Origin of the sequence: Neorhizobium sp. JUb45 (assembly GCF_004343585.1) — a bacterium.
Lineage (GTDB): Bacteria > Pseudomonadota > Alphaproteobacteria > Rhizobiales > Rhizobiaceae > Neorhizobium.
On the sequence record NZ_SLYW01000019.1, the window covers coordinates 1 to 18,205 of the forward strand.

At 60.6% G+C, this 18,205-nt stretch carries 16 protein-coding genes; 10 read left to right on the forward strand and 6 right to left on the reverse strand.

Translation table 11 applies throughout. From position 1 onward, the window contains the following. From EDF70_RS28910 to EDF70_RS28920, 3 genes are all read left to right on the forward strand, one after another. The coding region (locus tag EDF70_RS28910) for a putative quinol monooxygenase (protein ID WP_132281540.1) at positions 1–212 on the forward strand (212 nt) is incomplete at its 5' end. Continuing rightward, entirely contained in the window at positions 209–841 is a 633-nt protein-coding gene (gene grxB, locus EDF70_RS28915) for a glutaredoxin 2 (RefSeq protein WP_132281543.1), read from the forward strand. The genes EDF70_RS28910 and grxB, both read left to right, overlap by 4 nt. A 52-nt stretch (positions 842–893) precedes the next feature. Continuing rightward, positions 894–1,319, forward strand: a complete 426-nt coding sequence (locus tag EDF70_RS28920) for a cupin domain-containing protein (RefSeq protein ID WP_132281546.1) — start codon at positions 894–896, stop codon at positions 1,317–1,319. 112 nt (positions 1,320–1,431) lie between these two features. Here EDF70_RS28920 and EDF70_RS28925 read toward each other — a convergent pair whose 3' ends face one another. Next, positions 1,432–2,325 (reverse strand): LysR substrate-binding domain-containing protein, encoded by an 894-nt coding sequence (locus EDF70_RS28925; RefSeq protein ID WP_132281549.1) that lies wholly within the window; start codon positions 2,323–2,325, stop codon positions 1,432–1,434. Between the two features lie 142 nt (positions 2,326–2,467). On the opposite strand from EDF70_RS28925, the gene EDF70_RS28930 reads away from it, so the two are divergent. The 6 genes from EDF70_RS28930 (at position 2,468) to EDF70_RS28955 (ending at position 8,029) form a co-directional block, all read left to right on the forward strand. Continuing rightward, positions 2,468–3,229: an SDR family NAD(P)-dependent oxidoreductase gene (locus tag EDF70_RS28930; RefSeq protein ID WP_245519425.1), complete on the forward strand. Its 762-nt coding sequence runs from the start codon at positions 2,468–2,470 to the stop codon at positions 3,227–3,229. Between the two features lie 40 nt (positions 3,230–3,269). Then, positions 3,270–4,109, forward strand: coding sequence for a transketolase (locus tag EDF70_RS28935; RefSeq protein WP_132281552.1), 840 nt, complete (start codon positions 3,270–3,272; stop codon positions 4,107–4,109). Continuing rightward, positions 4,106–5,143 carry a transketolase family protein gene (locus EDF70_RS28940; RefSeq protein ID WP_132281555.1) on the forward strand — a complete coding sequence of 346 codons (1,038 nt, stop codon included), beginning with the start codon at positions 4,106–4,108 and terminating at the stop codon, positions 5,141–5,143. The genes EDF70_RS28935 and EDF70_RS28940 overlap by 4 nt, the downstream gene beginning before the upstream one ends. A 67-nt stretch (positions 5,144–5,210) precedes the next feature. Further along, the gene (locus EDF70_RS28945; protein ID WP_132281558.1) at positions 5,211–6,215 is read left to right on the forward strand and encodes a TRAP transporter substrate-binding protein; all 1,005 of its coding nucleotides are present in this window, start codon (positions 5,211–5,213) and stop codon (positions 6,213–6,215) included. A 27-nt stretch (positions 6,216–6,242) separates the two neighbouring features. Next, complete coding sequence (locus tag EDF70_RS28950; protein ID WP_132281561.1) at positions 6,243–6,773, forward strand: TRAP transporter small permease subunit; 531 nt, start codon at positions 6,243–6,245, stop codon at positions 6,771–6,773. After that, the gene (locus EDF70_RS28955; protein WP_132281564.1) at positions 6,770–8,029 is read left to right on the forward strand and encodes a TRAP transporter large permease subunit; all 1,260 of its coding nucleotides are present in this window, start codon (positions 6,770–6,772) and stop codon (positions 8,027–8,029) included. The genes EDF70_RS28950 and EDF70_RS28955 overlap by 4 nt, the downstream gene beginning before the upstream one ends. Positions 8,030–8,454: 425 nt before the next feature. On the opposite strand, the gene EDF70_RS28960 is transcribed toward EDF70_RS28955, so the two are convergent. The 5 genes from EDF70_RS28960 to EDF70_RS28980 all read right to left on the reverse strand — a co-directional run bounded on the left by EDF70_RS28960 (position 8,455) and on the right by EDF70_RS28980 (position 15,900). Next, the gene (locus EDF70_RS28960; RefSeq protein ID WP_132281567.1) at positions 8,455–9,351 is read right to left on the reverse strand and encodes a DUF1003 domain-containing protein; all 897 of its coding nucleotides are present in this window, start codon (positions 9,349–9,351) and stop codon (positions 8,455–8,457) included. Between the two features lie 138 nt (positions 9,352–9,489). Then, entirely contained in the window at positions 9,490–11,022 is a 1,533-nt protein-coding gene (locus EDF70_RS28965) for a DegQ family serine endoprotease (RefSeq protein ID WP_132281570.1), read from the reverse strand. A 117-nt stretch (positions 11,023–11,139) separates the two neighbouring features. After that, positions 11,140–11,472 carry a hypothetical protein gene (locus EDF70_RS28970; protein WP_132281573.1) on the reverse strand — a complete coding sequence of 111 codons (333 nt, stop codon included), beginning with the start codon at positions 11,470–11,472 and terminating at the stop codon, positions 11,140–11,142. Positions 11,473–11,615: 143 nt separating this feature from the next. After that, on the reverse strand, positions 11,616–14,711 hold the full coding sequence (locus EDF70_RS28975; protein ID WP_132281576.1) for an efflux RND transporter permease subunit: 3,096 nt from the start codon (positions 14,709–14,711) through the stop codon (positions 11,616–11,618). A 4-nt stretch (positions 14,712–14,715) separates the two neighbouring features. Further along, positions 14,716–15,900, reverse strand: a complete 1,185-nt coding sequence (locus tag EDF70_RS28980; protein WP_132281579.1) for an efflux RND transporter periplasmic adaptor subunit — start codon at positions 15,898–15,900, stop codon at positions 14,716–14,718. A gap of 188 nt (positions 15,901–16,088) precedes the next feature. On the opposite strand from EDF70_RS28980, the gene EDF70_RS28985 reads away from it, so the two are divergent. Further along, positions 16,089–18,152: a mechanosensitive ion channel family protein gene (locus EDF70_RS28985; RefSeq protein ID WP_245519426.1), complete on the forward strand. Its 2,064-nt coding sequence runs from the start codon at positions 16,089–16,091 to the stop codon at positions 18,150–18,152. Positions 18,153–18,205 lie beyond the last annotated feature (53 nt).

Below are 18,205 nucleotides of genomic sequence, written 5' to 3' on the forward strand. Positions count from 1 at the left end.
CCCTCAAGGAAGAGGGCTGCATCACCTACCAGCTCAACCGTGATGCCAATAACCCGAGCCGCTTCATCTGGACGGAAGAATGGACGAGCCAGGCACTGCTCGACAAGCATCTGTCTGCGCCGCACATCGCCGAACTGTTCGCGCAGGTGCCTGACCTCGTCGAAAGCTCAGAGGTTCTGCCGCTCGTCAAGCTGGCCGGAGGCGCCGCATGAAACTTTACATCTACGAGCACTGCCCGTTCTGCACGCGGGCCAGGCTGGCTCTAGGTGTGAAGAATATTCCGTATGAGACGGTGGTCGTCATGGAAGGCGATGCCGAAACGCCGACCCGTCTCATCGGAAAAAAGGCCGTTCCAATTCTGGAGCGGCCGGACGGTTCGCATATGGGCGAAAGCCTGGATATCGTCCACTTCATCGACCAGCTTGACACCCCGATGTTCGACGGTCCCGCCAACGAGGCGCTCGACGCCTGGGGAACGGATGCCTGGCGGCTTGGACTGAAACTGTTCATCCCGCGGTTCACGAAGGCGCAGTTCGCGGAACTGGCAACGCCGCAGGCTCGCGAAGCCTATCGCCTGCGCGAAGAAAAGGCATTTGGCGATCTCGAAGCCCTGTTGGCGGACAGTGCGGCCCTCATTGCCGAAATGAATGTCAAGCTCAAGGTCCTCTCCGGACTTCTGGGTGAACACGAGTTCAGCGGTATCAGCGATATCAAGCTCTGGCCGATCCTGCGATCGCTCAGCATCGTCAAGGGTCTTGAATTCCCTCCGGCTGTCCTGGGCTACATGGAAACCATCGAAAAGGCCGCAGGGGTCAATCTGTTGTTCGATCAGGCGATGTAACGCCTGGTCGGCACCGCGGGGACGGACATCACACACTTCAATCGGAGCCTCCATGACCACCGAAAACGACTCGAAATTCGCACGCTTCATTCCAGCCGAAATCGCCGCAAAACTTCCTGAAACCGCAAAAACCATGCTCGCCGACGAGTATCTGGTGGATCGCGAAGGAGCGAGCTGCCGCGTGTTTCGCGCCTACCGGGGCGTGCCGGCGCATTTCCACCGGGAATGTGACGAATATCTCTATGTCCTGTCCGGACGCGGTACGTTCTGGATGGGAGACCCATCCACGGAAGCCGAGTTTTCTCCGGGGCATCTTCTGTTTTTCGAACGCAATGTCGTGCACTCGCTTCCCACGTTGATCGAGGAGCCTGTTGTGTTCCTGTCGATCGACGCGCCGCGCCGTTCCCCGACCGACGTCACCTTCGTCGACGTTGCCGACGGCAGCGCCACGGACTTCATGGCGCGCAATCAGGCGTGACAATTGCGCGTCCCGGATCGGGGCGCGCCGGCCATGGAGAGGTTGCGCGTCGAAATGGTAAAACTGGTGTGTATCAGCTGAATTTACGCTGAGCGCCCGGGTGTCTGGCTTGTTACTTCTCGATCGGCCCCATCATCACTTCCGCCTGCAGCCATGCCGCAAATTCACGAGCGAGCCGTCGCTGGCTGCCGGATTTCGGATAGGCGAGATAATGGCCGATATAGCGATTGTCGCGGCCCTTGCCGGCCAACGGCCGCACCAGTCTGCCGCTTTCCAGCGCACGCCGCGCCAGTATGTTCGATTCCAGCGCGATGCCCAGTCCGTTGGCGGCCGCATCGAGTGCCAGAAATGATCGGTCGAAGGACATCGCCGGCGCCGGCGGCGGGCCGAGATCGTTGGCCTCGAACCAGTCACCCCACTGGATGCGCTTCAGGTCGCTGCGGATGAGGGGAGATCTCGTCAGGTCGCGGATGGATTTCAACGAGGCGGCAAATTCCGGCGAACACAGCGGAGAAACAATTTCCTCGCCGAGTGGAATCACGATCAGGTCTTCGCGGTTCAGGGGTTCGCCATAAACGATATCCACGTCGAAAAGCCCGTCCACGAACCGGGCATAGGTGGTGCTGGCGGCGATTCTTACCTCGACACCTGGGTTTTGCCTCAGGAACGAGGGAAGCAGGGGAGAGAGAACCTGCGCTGCAAAGCTTGGCGCGCAGTGAACTCTCAGCAGATGCGCCCGATTGGATGAGATTGCCTCAATACCGCGCCGCAGTTCCTCGAAGGCGCCGGATGCGTGGGTCAGCATCGTCTGGCCAGAAAGCGTCAGCGTGACGTTTCGTGTCGTGCGCTCGAACAGGGCGACGCCCAGGCTTTTTTCCAGCCCCTTTATCGCGTGGCTGACGGCGCTGGGCGACAGGTTCAGTTCGTCCGCCGCAGCCCGGAACGATCCGAGGCGGGCGGCCGACTCGAAGACGCGAAAAGCAGACAGCGACGCCATGTTCAACATCGGATTAGTGAAACAGATTCACTATCCCGTGTAAATATCGCGTTTGTGGTGCAGCTGGCGTTTTGTCAACTTGATGACATGCGGCGCCAGTCGTCGTGTGGGAGGAGACCGATGTCGGGGAGGCATCGGGAGGAGAACAGACATGTTGTTGCAAGGGAAAACCGCGGTCATTTCGGGCGCGGCGAGCAGGCGTGGCATTGGCCGCGCCACGGCTGAACTATTTGCCGAGCATGGCGCTCGGGTTGCCATTCTGGACATCGATGGTGATGCGGCGGAAGTCGCGGCCACGGAACTGCCGGCAGTGCCGCAGGGCAGCCATATCGGCCTGCGATGCGATGTTGCGGACAAGGCGTCCTGCCTTGCGGCCGCGGCTGCCGTCGAGGCCGCGTTTGGCAAGATTGATTCACTCATAAACAATGCCGGCATCACCCAGCCGGTGAAAACCCTCGATATCACCGAGGCCGATTGGAACCGGATCGTTTCTGTCAACATGACCGGCATCCTGTTTCTCAGCCAGGCCTTCATTCCGGGCATGCGCGACCATGGCGGCGGCTCGATCGCCTGCATTTCGTCCGTGTCGGCGCAGCGTGGCGGCGGAATTTTCGGCGGCCCGCATTATTCGGCTGCCAAGGCCGGTGTCCTCGGTCTTGCCAAGGCGATGGCGCGTGAATTCGGCCCCGTCGGCATCCGCGTCAATTCGGTAACGCCCGGCCTGATCCAGACAGACATTACCGGCGGCAAGCTGACCGACGAGATGCGCACCGACATCATCAAGGGCATTCCGCTCAGCCGGCTCGGCGATGCGCGCGATGTCGCCAGCATCTACCTGTTCCTAGCGTCCGACCTGTCGGCCTATGTCACCGGCGCGGTGATCGACGTCAATGGCGGCATGCTGATCCACTGATCGGCGGCATCAGCAAGGCAATTCGAGGAGATGCCACCCTATGGCACAGATGGGTCACAATATCAGCCTGCCCGAACGCGCCCGGCGTATCAGACGCCATGCGCTGCGGATGGGCGAAGTGCAGGGCCAGGGCTATATCGCCCAGGCGCTCGGCGTTGCCGATGTGCTGGCCGTTTCATACTTTCATGCCACCAACTACCGTCCCGAGGACCCCGAATGGGAAGGGCGCGACCGCTTCTTGCTCTCGATCGGCCATTACGCGATTGCGCTCTATGCGGCGCTGATCGAGGCGAAAATCATCCCGGAGGACGAGCTCGAAACCTACGGCACGGATGAAAGCCGGCTGCCGATGTCGGGAATGGCGGCCTATACGCCGGGTATGGAAATCACCGGCGGATCGCTCGGCCACGGGCTGGGCATCGCCGTCGGCATGGCACTGGCGCTCAAGCGCAAGAAATCGGACGCCTTTGTCTACAACCTGTTTTCCGATGGTGAACTGGACGAAGGCTCAACCTGGGAGGCTGCTATGTCGGCGGGCTCCTACAAGCTCGACAATCTCATCGGCATCGTCGACGTCAACCAGATGCAGGCCGATGGCCCGTCGATGGGCGTTCTCAATTTCGAGCCGCTCGGGCCGAAATTCGAGGCCTTCAACTGGTTCGTCCAGCGCGTTGATGGCAATGATATCGGCGCACTGGTGGCCGCCTTCGATGCCGCCCGTCATCACAAAGGACAGCAGCCACGCATCATCATCTGTGATACGAAAATGGCAAAGGGCGTGCCCTTCCTCGAAGCGCGGGAGCGAAACCACTTCCTTCGCGTCGAACCGGATGAGTGGAAGGAAGCAATCAGGATCATCGATGCGGGGGCAGGGGCATGAGGCGCTCGAAATATATCCGGCCGGATTTTCTGACCAACGGCACCGACCGGCCGAGAATGACCACGTCTGCCATGATCGCCTCGATCGCCGGCCCCGACCAGCAGACACGGCCCGCACCTTTCGGACATACACTGGCGAAACTGGCGGAAAAGGACGATCGCATCGTCGGCATGTCGGCGGATCTCGCCAAATATACAGACCTGCACGTCTTTCGCGCCGCCCACCCGGACAAATTCTACCAGATGGGCATGGCCGAGCAGCTGCTGATGATGTCGGCGGCCGGCATGGCGCGCGAGGGTTTTCAGCCCTGGGTCACGACCTACGCCGTGTTTGCATCGCGGCGCGCCTATGACTTCATCTGCCTGGCGATCGCCGAGGAAATGCTGGACGTCAAGATCGTCTGTGCGCTTCCGGGCCTGACCACGGGTTACGGCCCCAGCCATCAGGCGACTGAGGATATCGCCATGTTCCGCGGCATGCCGAACCTGACGATCATCGATCCCTGCGATGCCAGCGAAATCGAGCAGGCGGTGCCGGCCATCGCGGCACACAAGGGGCCGGTCTACATGCGCCTGTTACGCGGCAACGTGCCGGTGGTGCTCGAGGAATACGGCTACAAGTTCGAGCTTGGAAAGGCCAAGATCATTCGGGAGGGAAAGGATGTTCTGATCATCTCGTCCGGCCTGATGACGATGCGGGCGCTGGAAGCCGCAAAGGAGTTGCAGAAGGATGGCGTCGAGGCTGCCGTTCTGCACGTGCCGACGATCAAGCCTCTCGACGAGGCGACGATCCTGGCCGAATGCCGCAAGCAGAACAGGCTTGTGGTCGTGGCGGAAAACCATACCGTCATCGGCGGCCTGGGAGAGGCCGTTGGTGCCGCCCTGATGCGTTCGGATGTCAGGCCTGCCGCGTTCCGGCAGATCGGTCTTCCCGATGCCTTTCTGGAAGCGGGAGCGCTTCCGACATTGCATGACCAGTATGGTCTTTCGACGCAGAAGGTAACGGCGGCGATCAGGTCATGGCTGGATGAATAGACCCTTGTGACGGCCCGGATGGGAGTGCGGGCCGATCATTTCACGCGAGCACATAATGGAGGAGAACATGAGCTTGTTTATCAACAGACGCGCATTTCTGACTGTCGCGACCGGCGCCCTGGCGGCTCCGGCGGTGGTCTTTGGCATCCGCCCGGCGCAGGCGGCAACCACACTGACGCTCGGGCACGGTGCGGCCCCCGGAAACCCGCGCACACTGGCGGCAACCAAATTTGCCGAACTGGTGGCCGAAAAGACCGCCGGCCGCATCAAGATCAACGTTGCCGGTGCCGAAACGCTCGGCAGCGATTCCGCCATGCTGACCAGCCTGCGCACCGGCGCGCTCGATTTTACCGCCAACAGCCAGGGCGCCACGTCCGCCCTCGTGCCTGAACTCGCGGCGCTCGGCCTGCCTTTCCTGTTTCCCGATACGCAGAAGGCCATGGCGGTTCTCAACGGACCTGTCGGCGCAGACCTCAACAAGCGTTTCGAAGCGGTCGGAGTCGTCCCGCTCGACTGGTGGGACAACGGCATTCGCCACCTCACCAATTCGAAGCGCAAGATCTCAGCGCCGGGCGAACTGAAGGGCCTGAAGATCCGCACGCCCGCCGATCCGATGACCATCGACATCTTTCAGGCACTGGGCGCTGCCACCGAACAGATCGCCTTCGGTGAACTTTACATCGCGTTGCAGCAGGGTGTCGTCGACGGGCAGGAAAACCCGCTCGCCAATATCGAAAGCTCCAAGCTGTTCGAGGTCAACAAATATGTGAGCCTCACCGCACACAAATGGGAATCGACACCGTTCCTGATGTCGAAGATCGCCCAGGCCCGTCTCGGTGCCGACCTCGAAGCGGTCAAGGCGGCAGCCAAGGAGGCGGGCGACCTGCAGCGCAAGCTATCGGCCGAAAAGGAAGCCCAGGTTCTTGCCAATTTCAAGAGCAACGCGGCTGTCGAGGTCACGGAGGTCGAGCGTGAGGCCTTCGTCAAGGCGACGGCGGGTGTTGCCGAGAACTGGAAGAAAAAACCGTTCGGCGATTTCGTCAGCAAGATCGAAGCGGAGGCCAGGGCTTAAAAGCCCTGGTCCTGATCGGAGCCATCCATGCAGATCCTGTTGAAAGGCGTCGACCTTGTGTCGCTTGCCATCGTTGTCTTTTCCCGTTTCGTCATCATCGCCAGCGGTATCGCGCTGACGGTGGTGATGACGGCGAACGTGCTGGCCCGCTACATGCTCGAAAGCGGCGGTTTCGGCTTCGCGCAGGAATTGCCCATGCTGATGTTCCCCTGGTTCATCATCGCGGGCATCGTTCTGGCGGCGCATGCCGGCGGCCACATGGCCGTCGAGTGGCTCTACGACAAGCTCAATGGCACGGCGCGGCTTGTCGCATTCGTGTTCGCCAATGCCATCAGCATCGTTGCCTTTCTGATCCTGGCCTACCAGTCGGTCGTGGTCGCCGAGATCGCCGGCATCGAACACAGTCCCGTCCTGCAACTGCCCAACAGCATCGGTTATTACGCGCTGGCGATCGGCGCATTGCTGGTGTCCTTCGTGACCATCGCGGCAACGCTGCGTGTGCTCCGGTTCGGCTGGGACCATCGCATTGAAATCAAGGCAGAGGAAATGCCGCTATGACCATGATCATGATCGTCTCCTTCTGCGTGCTGATGGTTCTGGCCGTGCCTGTCGGTTATGCGCTGATCATTGCCGCGGGCCTCGGCATCCTCTTCAACGGCTATGTGCCGCTGTCGCTGGTGGCGCAGCAGGTCTATGACCAGACACAGTCGTTTCCGATGCTGGCACTGCCCTTCTTCATGCTGGCCGGCACGCTGATGCTCGGTGGCGAGCTTGGCAAGCAGCTGCTGGAACTGGCCTCACGAGCCATGCAACGCTGGCGCGGCGGGCCGTTGTCCACCACCGTCGTCTCGTCCGTCGTCTTCGGTGGTGTGTCGGGCTCGGCGGTGGCCAATGCCAGCGCGCTCGGCTCAGTGCTGATCCCCTGGCAGAAAAAACAGGGATTTCCGCCGGCGCTCTGTGCTGCCAATAACGCAACGTCGGCGGTGATCGACGTGCTGATTCCGCCGTCGATCCCGATGATCCTCTATTCGTTGATCAGCGGTGTCAGCGTGGCCAACCTCTTCATCTCCGGCATCGTGCCAGGCCTGATCATGGCGGCGAGCTTCATCTTCGTCTGCTGGTTCATTTCGGTGAGAAGGGGATATGCCGCCAGCGCATCCGGTATCCGCAAACGCGATCTGGCCCGCCTTGCCCTGCAGAGCGCACCGGCAATCCTTTTGCCGATCCTGATCATCCTTCTCTTGCGCTTCGGCTTTGCAACGCCCACCGAAGTCGCGGTTCTGTCGGTGGTCTATTCCCTGCTGCTGAGCCTGCTGTTCTACCGCGATCTCACTTGGGGCCGCTTTTGCGAAAACCTCGTGGAGGCGGGTGTGGCAACCGGCGTCGTCATGCTGGTGATCATGGGCAGTGCGGCCGTCGGCTGGGTGCTGACCTTCGATCAGGCGCCGCAACAGATGGCGGAATGGGTGGCGGCCAATATCTCCAGCCCGATCGTCATCATCCTGATGATGAACATTCTGATGCTGATCGTCGGCATGCCGCTCGACATGCCGCCTGCCATCCTGCTGCTCGGCCCGATCTTCGTGCCGCTGGCGGATGCGATCGAACTCGACCGGGTGCAGCTCGGGCTGATGATGGTGATCAATCTCGGCATCGGCCTTTACACGCCGCCGATCGGAACGACGCTGTTCATCTCCTCGTCGATTGCCAGGGCGCCGCTCGGCGCAACGACGCGGGAACTCTGGCCCTTCTTCGGCATGGCCATGCTGCTATTGATGGCGGTGAGCTTTGTTCCTGCTCTGACGATCTACTGAGGAGACTGCGATGCGTCACGCATCGCAGTTCATTCTCGTCTGTCCGTTTATTTCCCAGCCAGGAAATTGCACTGGAAAACTCTAGTCAAAACTGCTGCAGTTTGAAGGGTTCAGAGCAACCACCCAGCGTGCTTCTAAGGAACGAGGAAAAGTCGCAGCAAGTTTCTGAGATCAAGCGCAAGAACGTGATCTTTGAGATCATAGACCCCAAGTGTCGTCATGGTGTCCCCCGGTCGCATTGGCATAAACACTTTGTTAACATGACCTTTCTAGCTAATTCTTAGAAAAAACGGGCCAGTGGTTCGTATCCTTCCAAGACCATGGTAGCCACGAACAATGATAATCGCTGGAGCTATGAGTAAGACGCGATTGAGTGGAGATGTTTAGAAAATCCGCTATCGATGAAACAAGAATGGTAATTTTTCTCAATCCTCCAGTTGTTTTTCGATTTTCGCCGCCTTAATTACTTTGGCCGGTGGCCTTGTTGACTTCAGCATGCGTTTGGCGATCCGTGCCTGATCGTTCATCATCTCGATCTGGACCTGCTGGATCTCGGTCAGCCTTTCCCACTGCCTGTTCAGCAGATGATCGACCTTCTCGTGCAGGTGGCGAATTTCCAGCTCCGCCTTCAAGTTGACCTTGTAGTCGTTGAGGGCGCGTAGCCTGTCTTTTTCTTCCTGCCGGCGTTGGCTCATCATGATGACAGGTGCCTGAAAGGCGGCAATCGTCGACAGCACCAGATTGAGAAGGATAAAGGGATAGGCATCGAACGCTTCGGCCTGACCGAGCGCGGCATTGATCAGCATCCAGACGGCCAGAAATGCAAAGAAGCTGATGATGAACGTCCAGCTTCCGCCAAATGATGCGACGCCATCGGCGATCCGGTCACCAAGGCTGCGGCGGCCCGTATATTCCGTCTCGACATTTTCCGCGAGCAGCTCGTGACTGCGCAGGCTCTCGACAACGTCGGTCTCAAGCGATGACAACTCGCCGCGCTCGTCTTTCAGAAGCTCGCGAATATATTCGCCACGCAAATCGTCCATCGTCTTGCGATTGATGTAATCGTCGGAGTGGAGTGTCGGGTGCTGGCTGCGCAGGTAATCGACAAGCGCCGGCCGCAGATCGTCCACCCGCACAGCATCCTTGCGCTTCAGCGGAATGCCGGTCAGGGCGTCAACCAACCGAACCGACTTTGCCTGGGCCTGTTTCAGGCTGTTGGAGAAGTCACCCAGTTTTACGGTGGCGCTTTCGCCCCTGCCATTGTCGAAATCCACAAAGCTGCCCGCACCGAGATCGGTGCCGGCCAGATTTTCCTGAGCCATGATCATTCCCGCCGGATCGTTTGATAGGTTATCGAGTATCAGGGATGTCTTCTTTCATTCCCCTTTACGTTGGCAGGAAAATGAGAACCCCGGCCCCGCCCATGTCATTGGGCAGGGCCGGATTTGTGCAGATGCCGGTCAGCCGATTGCGAAGGGAACGGTGACGAAACTCTGGTCACCGCCGCGTTCGATCAGCAGCAGAACGGCCTTGCGGCCGCTCTTGCCGGCATCCGCCACGGCAGCCTTGGCTTCCTTCGCGGTCTTGACCGCATGCTGGTTGACCGAAACGATCACATCGCCGGTCTGGAGGCCTGCTTCTGCCGCCGGCTTGTCGGGCGCGACGCTGGCAATGACGGCGCCCGTTTCATGTGCCGAAAGGTTCAGCGCCTGGCGAACCTCATCCGTGACATCGGCGAGACCGATGCCGATGGTCGGGAGTTTCTGGGCAGCCGGACCAGCCTTGCCTTCATCCGCGGACGCCTGCTGTTCCTCCTTGCCGTTTTCACCGATCGTCAGGCGCAGGTCCCTGGTCGAACCCTGGCGCCAGACGGTCAGGTCCTCCTTCGAGCCGGGTGCAAGGTCGGCAACCATGCGTGAAAGATCGCGTGGAGAGGTTACCGGCTTGCCGCCCAGCGCGGTGATGACATCGCCGGTCATGACGCCGGCCTTGGCGGCAGGTGTGCCATCGTTGACGACGGCCACCAGTGCGCCCTCGGACTTGTCCAGCCCGATCGCATTGGCGATATCGGCGGAAACCGGTTGGATCTGCACGCCGATGAAGCCATGCTCGATCGAGCCGTCCTTCATCAGCTTGGCGACAACCTGTCTTGCCTGATCGGATGGAATTGCGAAACCGACACCGACGCTGCCACCGTTCGGCGAATAGATCGCCGTGTTGATGCCGACGACATTGCCGTTGTTATCGACGAGCGGGCCACCGGAATTGCCATGGTTGATCGGTGCATCGATCTGGATGAAATCGTCATAGGGGCCGGAATGCAGGTCGCGGCCACGTGCCGAGACGATACCGGCGGTCACCGTCGTGCCGATCCCGAACGGGTTGCCGATCGCCAGGATCTGGTCACCGAGTTTCAGCTTGTCGGAATCACCCCAGGCAACGGTCGCCAGCGGCTTTTTCGCATCGATCTTGATAACAGCGAGGTCGGATTTCGGGTCGGCGCCGATCAGTTTTGCCGGCAGTTCCGTGCCGTCATCCATCGTCACCTTGATATCGATCGCCTTGTCGATGACGTGGTTGTTGGTGACGATATAACCATCCGCCGAGATGACGAAGCCGGAGCCGAGCGCTTGCGCGCGTTGCGATTGATGCTGTTGCGGCGCCTGATGTGGCATCGGGATGCCTTGCTGGCCAAAAAACTGTCTGAACTGCTCGTTGAACGGCGAATTGTCACCGAAGGGCGAAGCCTCGTCGGAGGCGGCCGTTTCGGCCTTCATCGTGGTGGTGATGGTGACGACGGCCGGCTTGTCTGCCGAAACGATCGCGGCAAACGAACCGGCTGGGGCAATGATGCCGCCCACAGTGGGTGCCGGAGATGGCGCGTCGGCAAATGCCACGCTGTTGCCGACGATGATCGGCGTTGCCAATGGCACGGCAATGATGGCGGCGCCCAGAAGGGCGAGCATGCGGTTTCTGCGAATGATGTTGGACATGGTCGGTCTCACTCTTTTGAACGATGGGTAAGCGAAGGCGTCGCCGCCGGTGAAGCGGCGCGCCCAATGGTTTCAATCGGTGTGGGAGGGCGGTGTTGGCCGCCGATTTTTGGCGGCCTAGTCGCAGATATGGGCGCGGTACATGTCGCCCCAGGCATTCTGCTTCCAGACAACCTGGCAATCCGGCGCATAGGCGGCCACCGGCGATGGTCCGTAAGGCATGGGAGGAGGGCCATACGGCGGGGCGGCATAGGCGGGAGTGCCGTAGGTGGGTGAATGCCCGGCGCCTGCGAGCAAGGCGCCGCCGACAACGGCTCCGGCAATGCCGGCAACAAGGCCGCGGCCAAAATTGTTATGTGCTTCAGCCTGGGAAGCGGTGGCGAGTGCCGTGCCGGCAATCGTCAAGGCGACCAGACCGGTGGTGACAAACGTGCGTGCTGATGTCCACATGGTCCTGATCCTGCTTGGATGGCCAACGGTCTTGTTCCGTGACCATGGGATGGACATTAGAACAGTCTGGATTACCGCTGGATATCCGCCGGATTAAACCTTGGTAAGCTTTGCTCGAAAATGCCACCGGTCCGGCACGTTGATCAGGCGGAGGTCGCCGTGCGTGTTCGGCGCAGCCTTTGCCTGAGCGACCCGACCATTGACGACAGTCTTTCGATCTCGACGAAAATAACCGGGGTCATGAACAGGGTGAGGATCTGGCTGACGATCAGGCCGCCGACGACGGCAATGCCGAGCGGCTGGCGCAGTTCCGAACTCGCACCGGTGCCGACCGCAATCGGCAGCGCGCCGAGCAGGGCGCAGAATGTCGTCATCATGATGGGACGAAAACGCCGGACGGCAGCCTCATGGATGGCCGAAAGCGTTGGGTGATTTTCCTCGCGTTGCAGCGTGAGCGCGACATCGATCATCATGATCGCGTTCTTCTTGACGATGCCGATCAGCATCAGAAGGCCGATCAGCGCGATGATGGACAGATCCATGCCGGCAAGTTTGAGCGCCAGAAGCGCACCGAAGGCGGCCGATGGCAGGCCGGACAGGATGGTCAGCGGATGCAGAAGGCTTTCATAGAAAACCCCCAGCACGATGTAGATCGTCAGCACGGCGGCGCCGATCAGCAGGCCGGTATTGCCACTCGCCTGCTGGAAGACGCGGGCGGCGCCACCATAACCCGTCGTTACACTGGCGGGCAGTTTGATCTCCTGTTTGAGGGTCTCGATGCGATCGGTCGCGGTTCCGAGCGAAACGCCGGCCGGCAGGTTGAAGGACAGGGTCACGGCGGTCAGCTGGCCATTCTGGTTGACGGTGACCGGGCCTGCCTCACGTGTGATCGTCGCGAAGCTGGATAGCGGCACAAGCGTTCCCGACGACGAAGCGACACGCAGGGAGGCCAGCCCCTGTTCGTTCCAGTCGCGTGACTGGTCATATTCGAGAATGACGTCATAGCTGTTGCCGGTCGTCTGGATCTGCGTGGCGACATAGCTGCCGAACGCCGCTTCGAGCGTGGTGCGCAGCGATTTCGAGGAGATGCCGAGGCTGCTGGCGCGGTCGTTGTCGATCTCGATATGCGCCTGCAGCGCGTTGTTCTGCAAATCCGTCGCGACATCGACGAAATAATTGCTCTCGGCCCGCATGGCATCACCGAGCGTCTGCGACCACTGTCTCGCCGCCGCGGCATCGATCGACTGCAGCACCACCTGATATTGGCTCTGGCTGCTGCGGCCGCCGAAACGCAGGCTCTGCTGCGGTGTGATGAAGGTTTTCAAACCCGCAAGACCGGAGAGCGCATGCCGCAACTGCGCAAGCGTAACCTCCAGGTTCGGACGGTCATCGGCCGGCTTCAGCTGGACAAGCAGCGTTCCGGCGTTGAGCGCCGATCCGCCGGGGCCGGAACCGAGCGTCGAGGTGACATGCTGCACGGCCGGATTGTCCGAGACGATGGCCGCGGCCTTGGCCTGGAGATCGTGCATGGCCTGATAGGAAATGTCCTGACGCGCCTGTGTCGAGACCGTCAGCAGGCCGATATCCTCGGTGGGGAAAAAGCTGCGCGGCAGGGTGGACATCATCCACGCGGACGCCGCCAGCGTGGCGACGAAGACCAGCATGACGATTGCGCGATGATCGAGGCACCAGCCCACCCAGCGGCCATAACCTGCCGTCACCCGGTCGAACAGCGTCGGTTCGCGGTGTTCGTGAGCCGCCTCGTCATGCGGCAGGCGTGCGGCCAGCATCGGGGTCACTGTCAGGGAAACCACTGCGGAAGAGAGGATGGCGAGTGTCACGACGATGCCGAATTCGTTGAGGACACGCCCGACGACACCGCCCATCAGCAGGATCGGCAGGAAAACCGCCACCAGCGAGATCGACATGGAAACGATGGTTCCCGTCACCTCGCGGCTGCTTTCGATCGCTGCCTGAAACGGCGGCATGCCTTCCTCGACCTTGCGGACGATGTTTTCGAGCATGACGATCGCATCGTCCACGACAAGGCCGACGGACAGCGTCAGCCCCAGAAGCGAGATATTGTCGATCGAATAACCGAAAGCATACATGGCCGCGAGCGTCGCCATGAGCGATAGGGGCACGGCCAGACCGGGGATCAGTGTCGCCCACAGGCGGCGCAGGAACAGGTAGATCACCAGAACCACCAGCCCGATCGTCACCATGAGCGTCGTTTCGACATCGGACACCGCAGCCCGGATCGAAACGGAAGCGTCGTTGACGACATTGATATGCATGTTACCCGGCAGTGCTGCCTGCAGTTCCGGTATTTTTGCCTTGATCGCATCGACGACCGCGACGGTATTGGCGCCCGGCTGGCGCTGGACGGAGAGGACGATGGCCGGTGTGCCATCCAGCCAGCTGCCCTGGTTGAGAACGGCGACGCTGTCCTTCACATCGGCAACGTCGCCGAGGCGTACGATACGGTTATTCGGCTTGGCGATGATCAGCGTGCGGAAGCTTGCCGCATCGGTGCGCTGCGTGGATGCGTCGAGCGTCAGGGCTTGCGACCTGTTCTGCAATGTGCCGAGCGGTGACTGGTCGTTTGCCGCCGAAAGGGTGGTTGCCAGACCATCGAGTGCAAGTCCACGGCTGGCCAGACGGTCGGGATCGACCTCGACCCGGACGGCATAGGTCTTGGCACCAAAAATCTGTGCCTGTGCGACGCCTGAAATGGTCGAGAGTGCCGGCGAGATGATGTTTTCGGCGATATCGTCCATCTTGGTGAGATCGGCGACATCGCTGGTCAGCGCCAGCACGATCACGGCGGAATCGGCCGGGTTCGATTTGCGATAGCTCGGCGGGGTGGTGAGATTGTCCGGCAGTTGCCGCTGGGTGCGGGCAATTGCGGCCTGTACGTCGGCGGCTGCAGCATCGATATTGCGCGACAGATCGAACTGGATGGTGATCTGGGTATTGCCGAGCGAGGAGGTGGCGCTGATCGTGTCGATGCCGGCGATCGTCTCGAACTGTTTGATGAGCGGCGTCGCAACCGAACTCGCCATCGTATCGGGAGACGCACCGGCAAGCTGGGCGGAGACGTTGATTGTCGGGAAATCGGCCTGCGGCAAGGCTGCGACGGGCAGGTTTCGATAGGCGGCAGCACCCGCCAGAATGAGGCCGACGATGAGAAGGAATGTCGCGACCGGCCGGCGGATGAAGATTTCCGAAAGGGACATCGCGCTATCCCTTCGCCTTGGTGGCGCCGGTGTCGACATGCGCTCCGTTCACCAGTCCGGCCTGGCCTCCTATGACCACCTGTTCGCCATCCTGCAATCCGGCACTGACGCCCGTCATGTCGCCGACGCTGAGCGCCGGAACGACGTTGCGCATCTCGGCAGTCTGATCGGCGCGCAGCACAAAACAGATGAAACCGTCCCCATGCGGCTGTACGGCAACGGTCGGCACGATCACGATATTATCTTTGCTGCCGGCATTGACGGTGACGCTCAGCGACTGTCCCGGCCAGAGCATTTCGGTCTCGTTCGGAAATTCTGCCCGCATCCGGAACGTGCCGGAAGCCGTATCCACGGCATTGTCGATAAAGACGACTTCGCCGGTTGTCGCCTTGTCCACGCTGCGGTCAAGTGTCGGCGTGACGTTTACGGTCAGCCGCTTGTTAGCCATTGCGGATCGGGCGATATCGAGATCCGTTTCCGGCAGGGAAAACTCCGCGAAGACCGGCTTCATTTGCGTCAGCACCACAACGTCGGCGCCTGCCGCCACATAGGCGCCGGGAGAAACGAGCACGGCTCCCAGCCGGCCATCGAACGAGGCGTGTATCTGTGTGTTTGACAGGGTGACATTGTCCGCGGCCAGATTGGCATTGTCGACATCGACGGTTGCAGCCGCCTGCTTGGCCGCCGCGACCGCATCGCCATATTGCTGCTGCGTGTCGGCACCGGACCGGCTCAGAGTTTCGACCCGCTTGAGCGTGATATTGGCCTCGTCGAGCGCTGCCTGATCCTTGGCAAGCAGAGCCTGATCACGCGTTATATTCGCCTTGATGGTGCGGTCATCGAGTTGCACCAGAAGATCGCCCGCCTTCACCTCGGCGCCATCATGAGCAATCACCTGCGCAACGATGCCGGCCGCAGGGCTTGCGAGTGCTGCGGAATTGACGGCAACCACCGACCCTATGGTTTGCCGAGTGACCGGCAGCGAACCCGATTTTGCGACCGTGGTGGTAGCCGCAAAACTGCGCGCGCCTGCCTGCCCGCCGTGCTGGCCTTCATGACGGGTGGATGCGACTACCGGCGTATCCTCGGTGGTGGCCCAGCCCGGCAGATAAGGCTCTATACTGGTGCGATTGAGGATAAAAAGGAAAACCAATGCGATGAATATTGCCGCTGCTGCAACGTATTTCATGCAATCCTCTCAGCCATCGTCGGCAGGTTTGCGAAACCTTTTGACGCGACTATAGGCAGGCTTGCAGCGCAAATCACATTAAATATAAATAATGTTTAAAGCTCGCTTTCCGCCGTAATCGCTGGGTTTTCCATTATAGATCATAAGGCTGTTTTCATTGGTATGGTTCGGATACGCGGGAGCGTGGCATGGGTCGTGTTGAGCATTGGCTATTGTCCGTCACAGACTGCGTCGGTACGATGCTGTTGGCCTTCCTCGTCATCCTGTCGCTTGCGGGTTTCTCGCCGGTCTGTGCACAGGAACTGCCGCCGCAAACACCGGCTTCGCCAGCCAGAACCACGGAGCAGAAGGTCGATGACCTCATAAATCTGCTGGGGCAGGCGGATGTTCGCGCGCTCCTTCAGGAGAAACTCTCGGCCGCATCGCCGGATACCGCGGCATCGGCAAGCCAGTTGAGCGATCTCGATCAATGGGCCAGCCGCAGGCGGGATCACATCGCCCGCATCATGGCGCGCCTGCCGGATCTTCCAGTCGAACTCGGTTCCGCCCTGTCGACGCTGGAGCGGGAGATCGATGATTATGGCCTGTCGCGATTTACCCTGAACCTCGCCCTTCTGTTCGGTGCCGGCCTTGCCGTCGGCTATGCCACGAGGGTGGTAACCGCTGCGCGCCATGCCCGCGAGCGGGATGGTGATGCGGGCCAGTATCTGGTTGCAATCGCCTCACAAAAACTGCTGCCGGTGCTGGGATATGGCCTTGGCGTCACGGCCATGTTCTTTGCCATCCAGTGGTCGGAATTGCTGAGCGCCATTTTGCTGCCCTGGCTGGCAATCAGCGTCGCCGTTCCCGTGGTCGGTGCCGTGGTTGATCTGCTGCGCCATATAGACGGCGAGCGCAACAGCAGACGCAGAGACTACTGGATCATTCGTTTCGGGCGTCTGCTGGCGGTCGGGCTGATCTTCTGGGCATTCTTGCGCACCTTGGGCAATCTGGGCGTGCCCGGTCAGTCGGTCGGACTGATTTCGTCGTGCATGGCGGCCCTGCTGTTGCTGCTTGCCGTCGTCAATATCTGGGTGCGTCCCGGTGTCGAGCGCAATTTCGAGCGTAAGCGACCGGTCGATGTGGCGCTGACCTTCTATCTGGCCTTGCTTTTCAGTCTCTGGATCGCCGGTGCCGGTGTGCTGTTCTGGATCGGATTTTATGCCCTTGTCCTGCCGGCTGCTACCGGCACGCTCAGCGCGGCGGCACACAGGGTCGCGGTCGACCTTGCCGGCTATAGGGAAGACGATCTGCGTGCGGTTTTGGTGGGGCGCGGCGTCCGGCTTTTTCTTCTTGCGGCCGCCATCCTCTGGCTCATCTATCTCGTGCGTTCCTACCCGAATGCCTTGCCGGATGGCGCCGTCGCAACCTCGGTGATCGTCGGTTTGCTGCATGGCCTTCTCGTTCTTCTTCTGGCCGATTTCGCCTGGATCGGCATCAAGTCGGTCATTGCCGGCCGACTGGAAGCTGGAGGCGCTCTGCCGGAACAGGACGACCGGCTGCGGACGGTTCTTCCGATCCTGCGCAACATGCTGGGCATCCTGATCGGCGCCGTCGCCATCATGACGGTCCTGTCCGAACTCGGGGTCGATATCGGGCCGCTGCTTGCCAGCGCCGGGATATTCGGTATCGCGATCGGCTTCGGATCACAGACGTTGGTCAAGGATATCATCAGCGGTGTCTTCTTCATGGTCGACGATGCATTTCGCGTCGGAGAGTACATTCAGAGCGGTTCCTATCGCGGCACCGTCGAGTCCTTCAGCGTCCGCTCGGTCAAGCTCAGGCACCATCGCGGCCCGATCTTCACTGTGCCCTTCGGGACGCTTGGCGCGGTCGAAAACATGAGCCGTGACTGGTCGATCGACAAGTTCATGGTGACGGTCGGTTTCGACACCAGCATCGCCAGGGTCAAATCCATCACGAAGGAGATCGGCAAGGTCCTGCAGGACGATCCGGAATTCGGCCCCCTGCTGCTCGAGACGGTGAAGCTGAAAGGTGTCGAGCAATTCGGCGAATACGGCATGACGCTCGGCTTCGGCATGAAGCTGAAACCGACGGGCCTGCAATCGATGATCCGCCGCAGGGCCTTTGCCATGTTGAAGGATGCGTTCGAGCAGAACGGGATCGAATTCGCCACCATGGCCGGAGCCGGCCCTGGCAAACCAAAGGCACATACGCCCCAAGAGACGGCGCCACCGGAGCCTGAAGTGTGACGCGTGCCTATCTGTCTGTCTGTTGCGAAGGCTTCACACAACGATCGTAAGTT

Coding starts and splice junctions, on each gene's coding strand:
- grxB (WP_132281543.1), top strand. CDS start 209: ATGAAACTTTACATCTACGAGCACTGCCCGTTCTGCACGCGGGCCAGG.
- EDF70_RS28920 (WP_132281546.1), top strand. CDS start 894: ATGACCACCGAAAACGACTCGAAATTCGCACGCTTCATTCCAGCCGAA.
- EDF70_RS28925 (WP_132281549.1), bottom strand. CDS start 2,325: ATGTTGAACATGGCGTCGCTGTCTGCTTTTCGCGTCTTCGAGTCGGCC.
- EDF70_RS28930 (WP_245519425.1), top strand. CDS start 2,468: ATGTTGTTGCAAGGGAAAACCGCGGTCATTTCGGGCGCGGCGAGCAGG.
- EDF70_RS28935 (WP_132281552.1), top strand. CDS start 3,270: ATGGCACAGATGGGTCACAATATCAGCCTGCCCGAACGCGCCCGGCGT.
- EDF70_RS28940 (WP_132281555.1), top strand. CDS start 4,106: ATGAGGCGCTCGAAATATATCCGGCCGGATTTTCTGACCAACGGCACC.
- EDF70_RS28945 (WP_132281558.1), top strand. CDS start 5,211: ATGAGCTTGTTTATCAACAGACGCGCATTTCTGACTGTCGCGACCGGC.
- EDF70_RS28950 (WP_132281561.1), top strand. CDS start 6,243: ATGCAGATCCTGTTGAAAGGCGTCGACCTTGTGTCGCTTGCCATCGTT.
- EDF70_RS28955 (WP_132281564.1), top strand. CDS start 6,770: ATGACCATGATCATGATCGTCTCCTTCTGCGTGCTGATGGTTCTGGCC.
- EDF70_RS28960 (WP_132281567.1), bottom strand. CDS start 9,351: ATGGCTCAGGAAAATCTGGCCGGCACCGATCTCGGTGCGGGCAGCTTT.
- EDF70_RS28965 (WP_132281570.1), bottom strand. CDS start 11,022: ATGTCCAACATCATTCGCAGAAACCGCATGCTCGCCCTTCTGGGCGCC.
- EDF70_RS28970 (WP_132281573.1), bottom strand. CDS start 11,472: ATGTGGACATCAGCACGCACGTTTGTCACCACCGGTCTGGTCGCCTTG.
- EDF70_RS28975 (WP_132281576.1), bottom strand. CDS start 14,711: ATGTCCCTTTCGGAAATCTTCATCCGCCGGCCGGTCGCGACATTCCTT.
- EDF70_RS28980 (WP_132281579.1), bottom strand. CDS start 15,900: ATGAAATACGTTGCAGCAGCGGCAATATTCATCGCATTGGTTTTCCTT.
- EDF70_RS28985 (WP_245519426.1), top strand. CDS start 16,089: ATGGGTCGTGTTGAGCATTGGCTATTGTCCGTCACAGACTGCGTCGGT.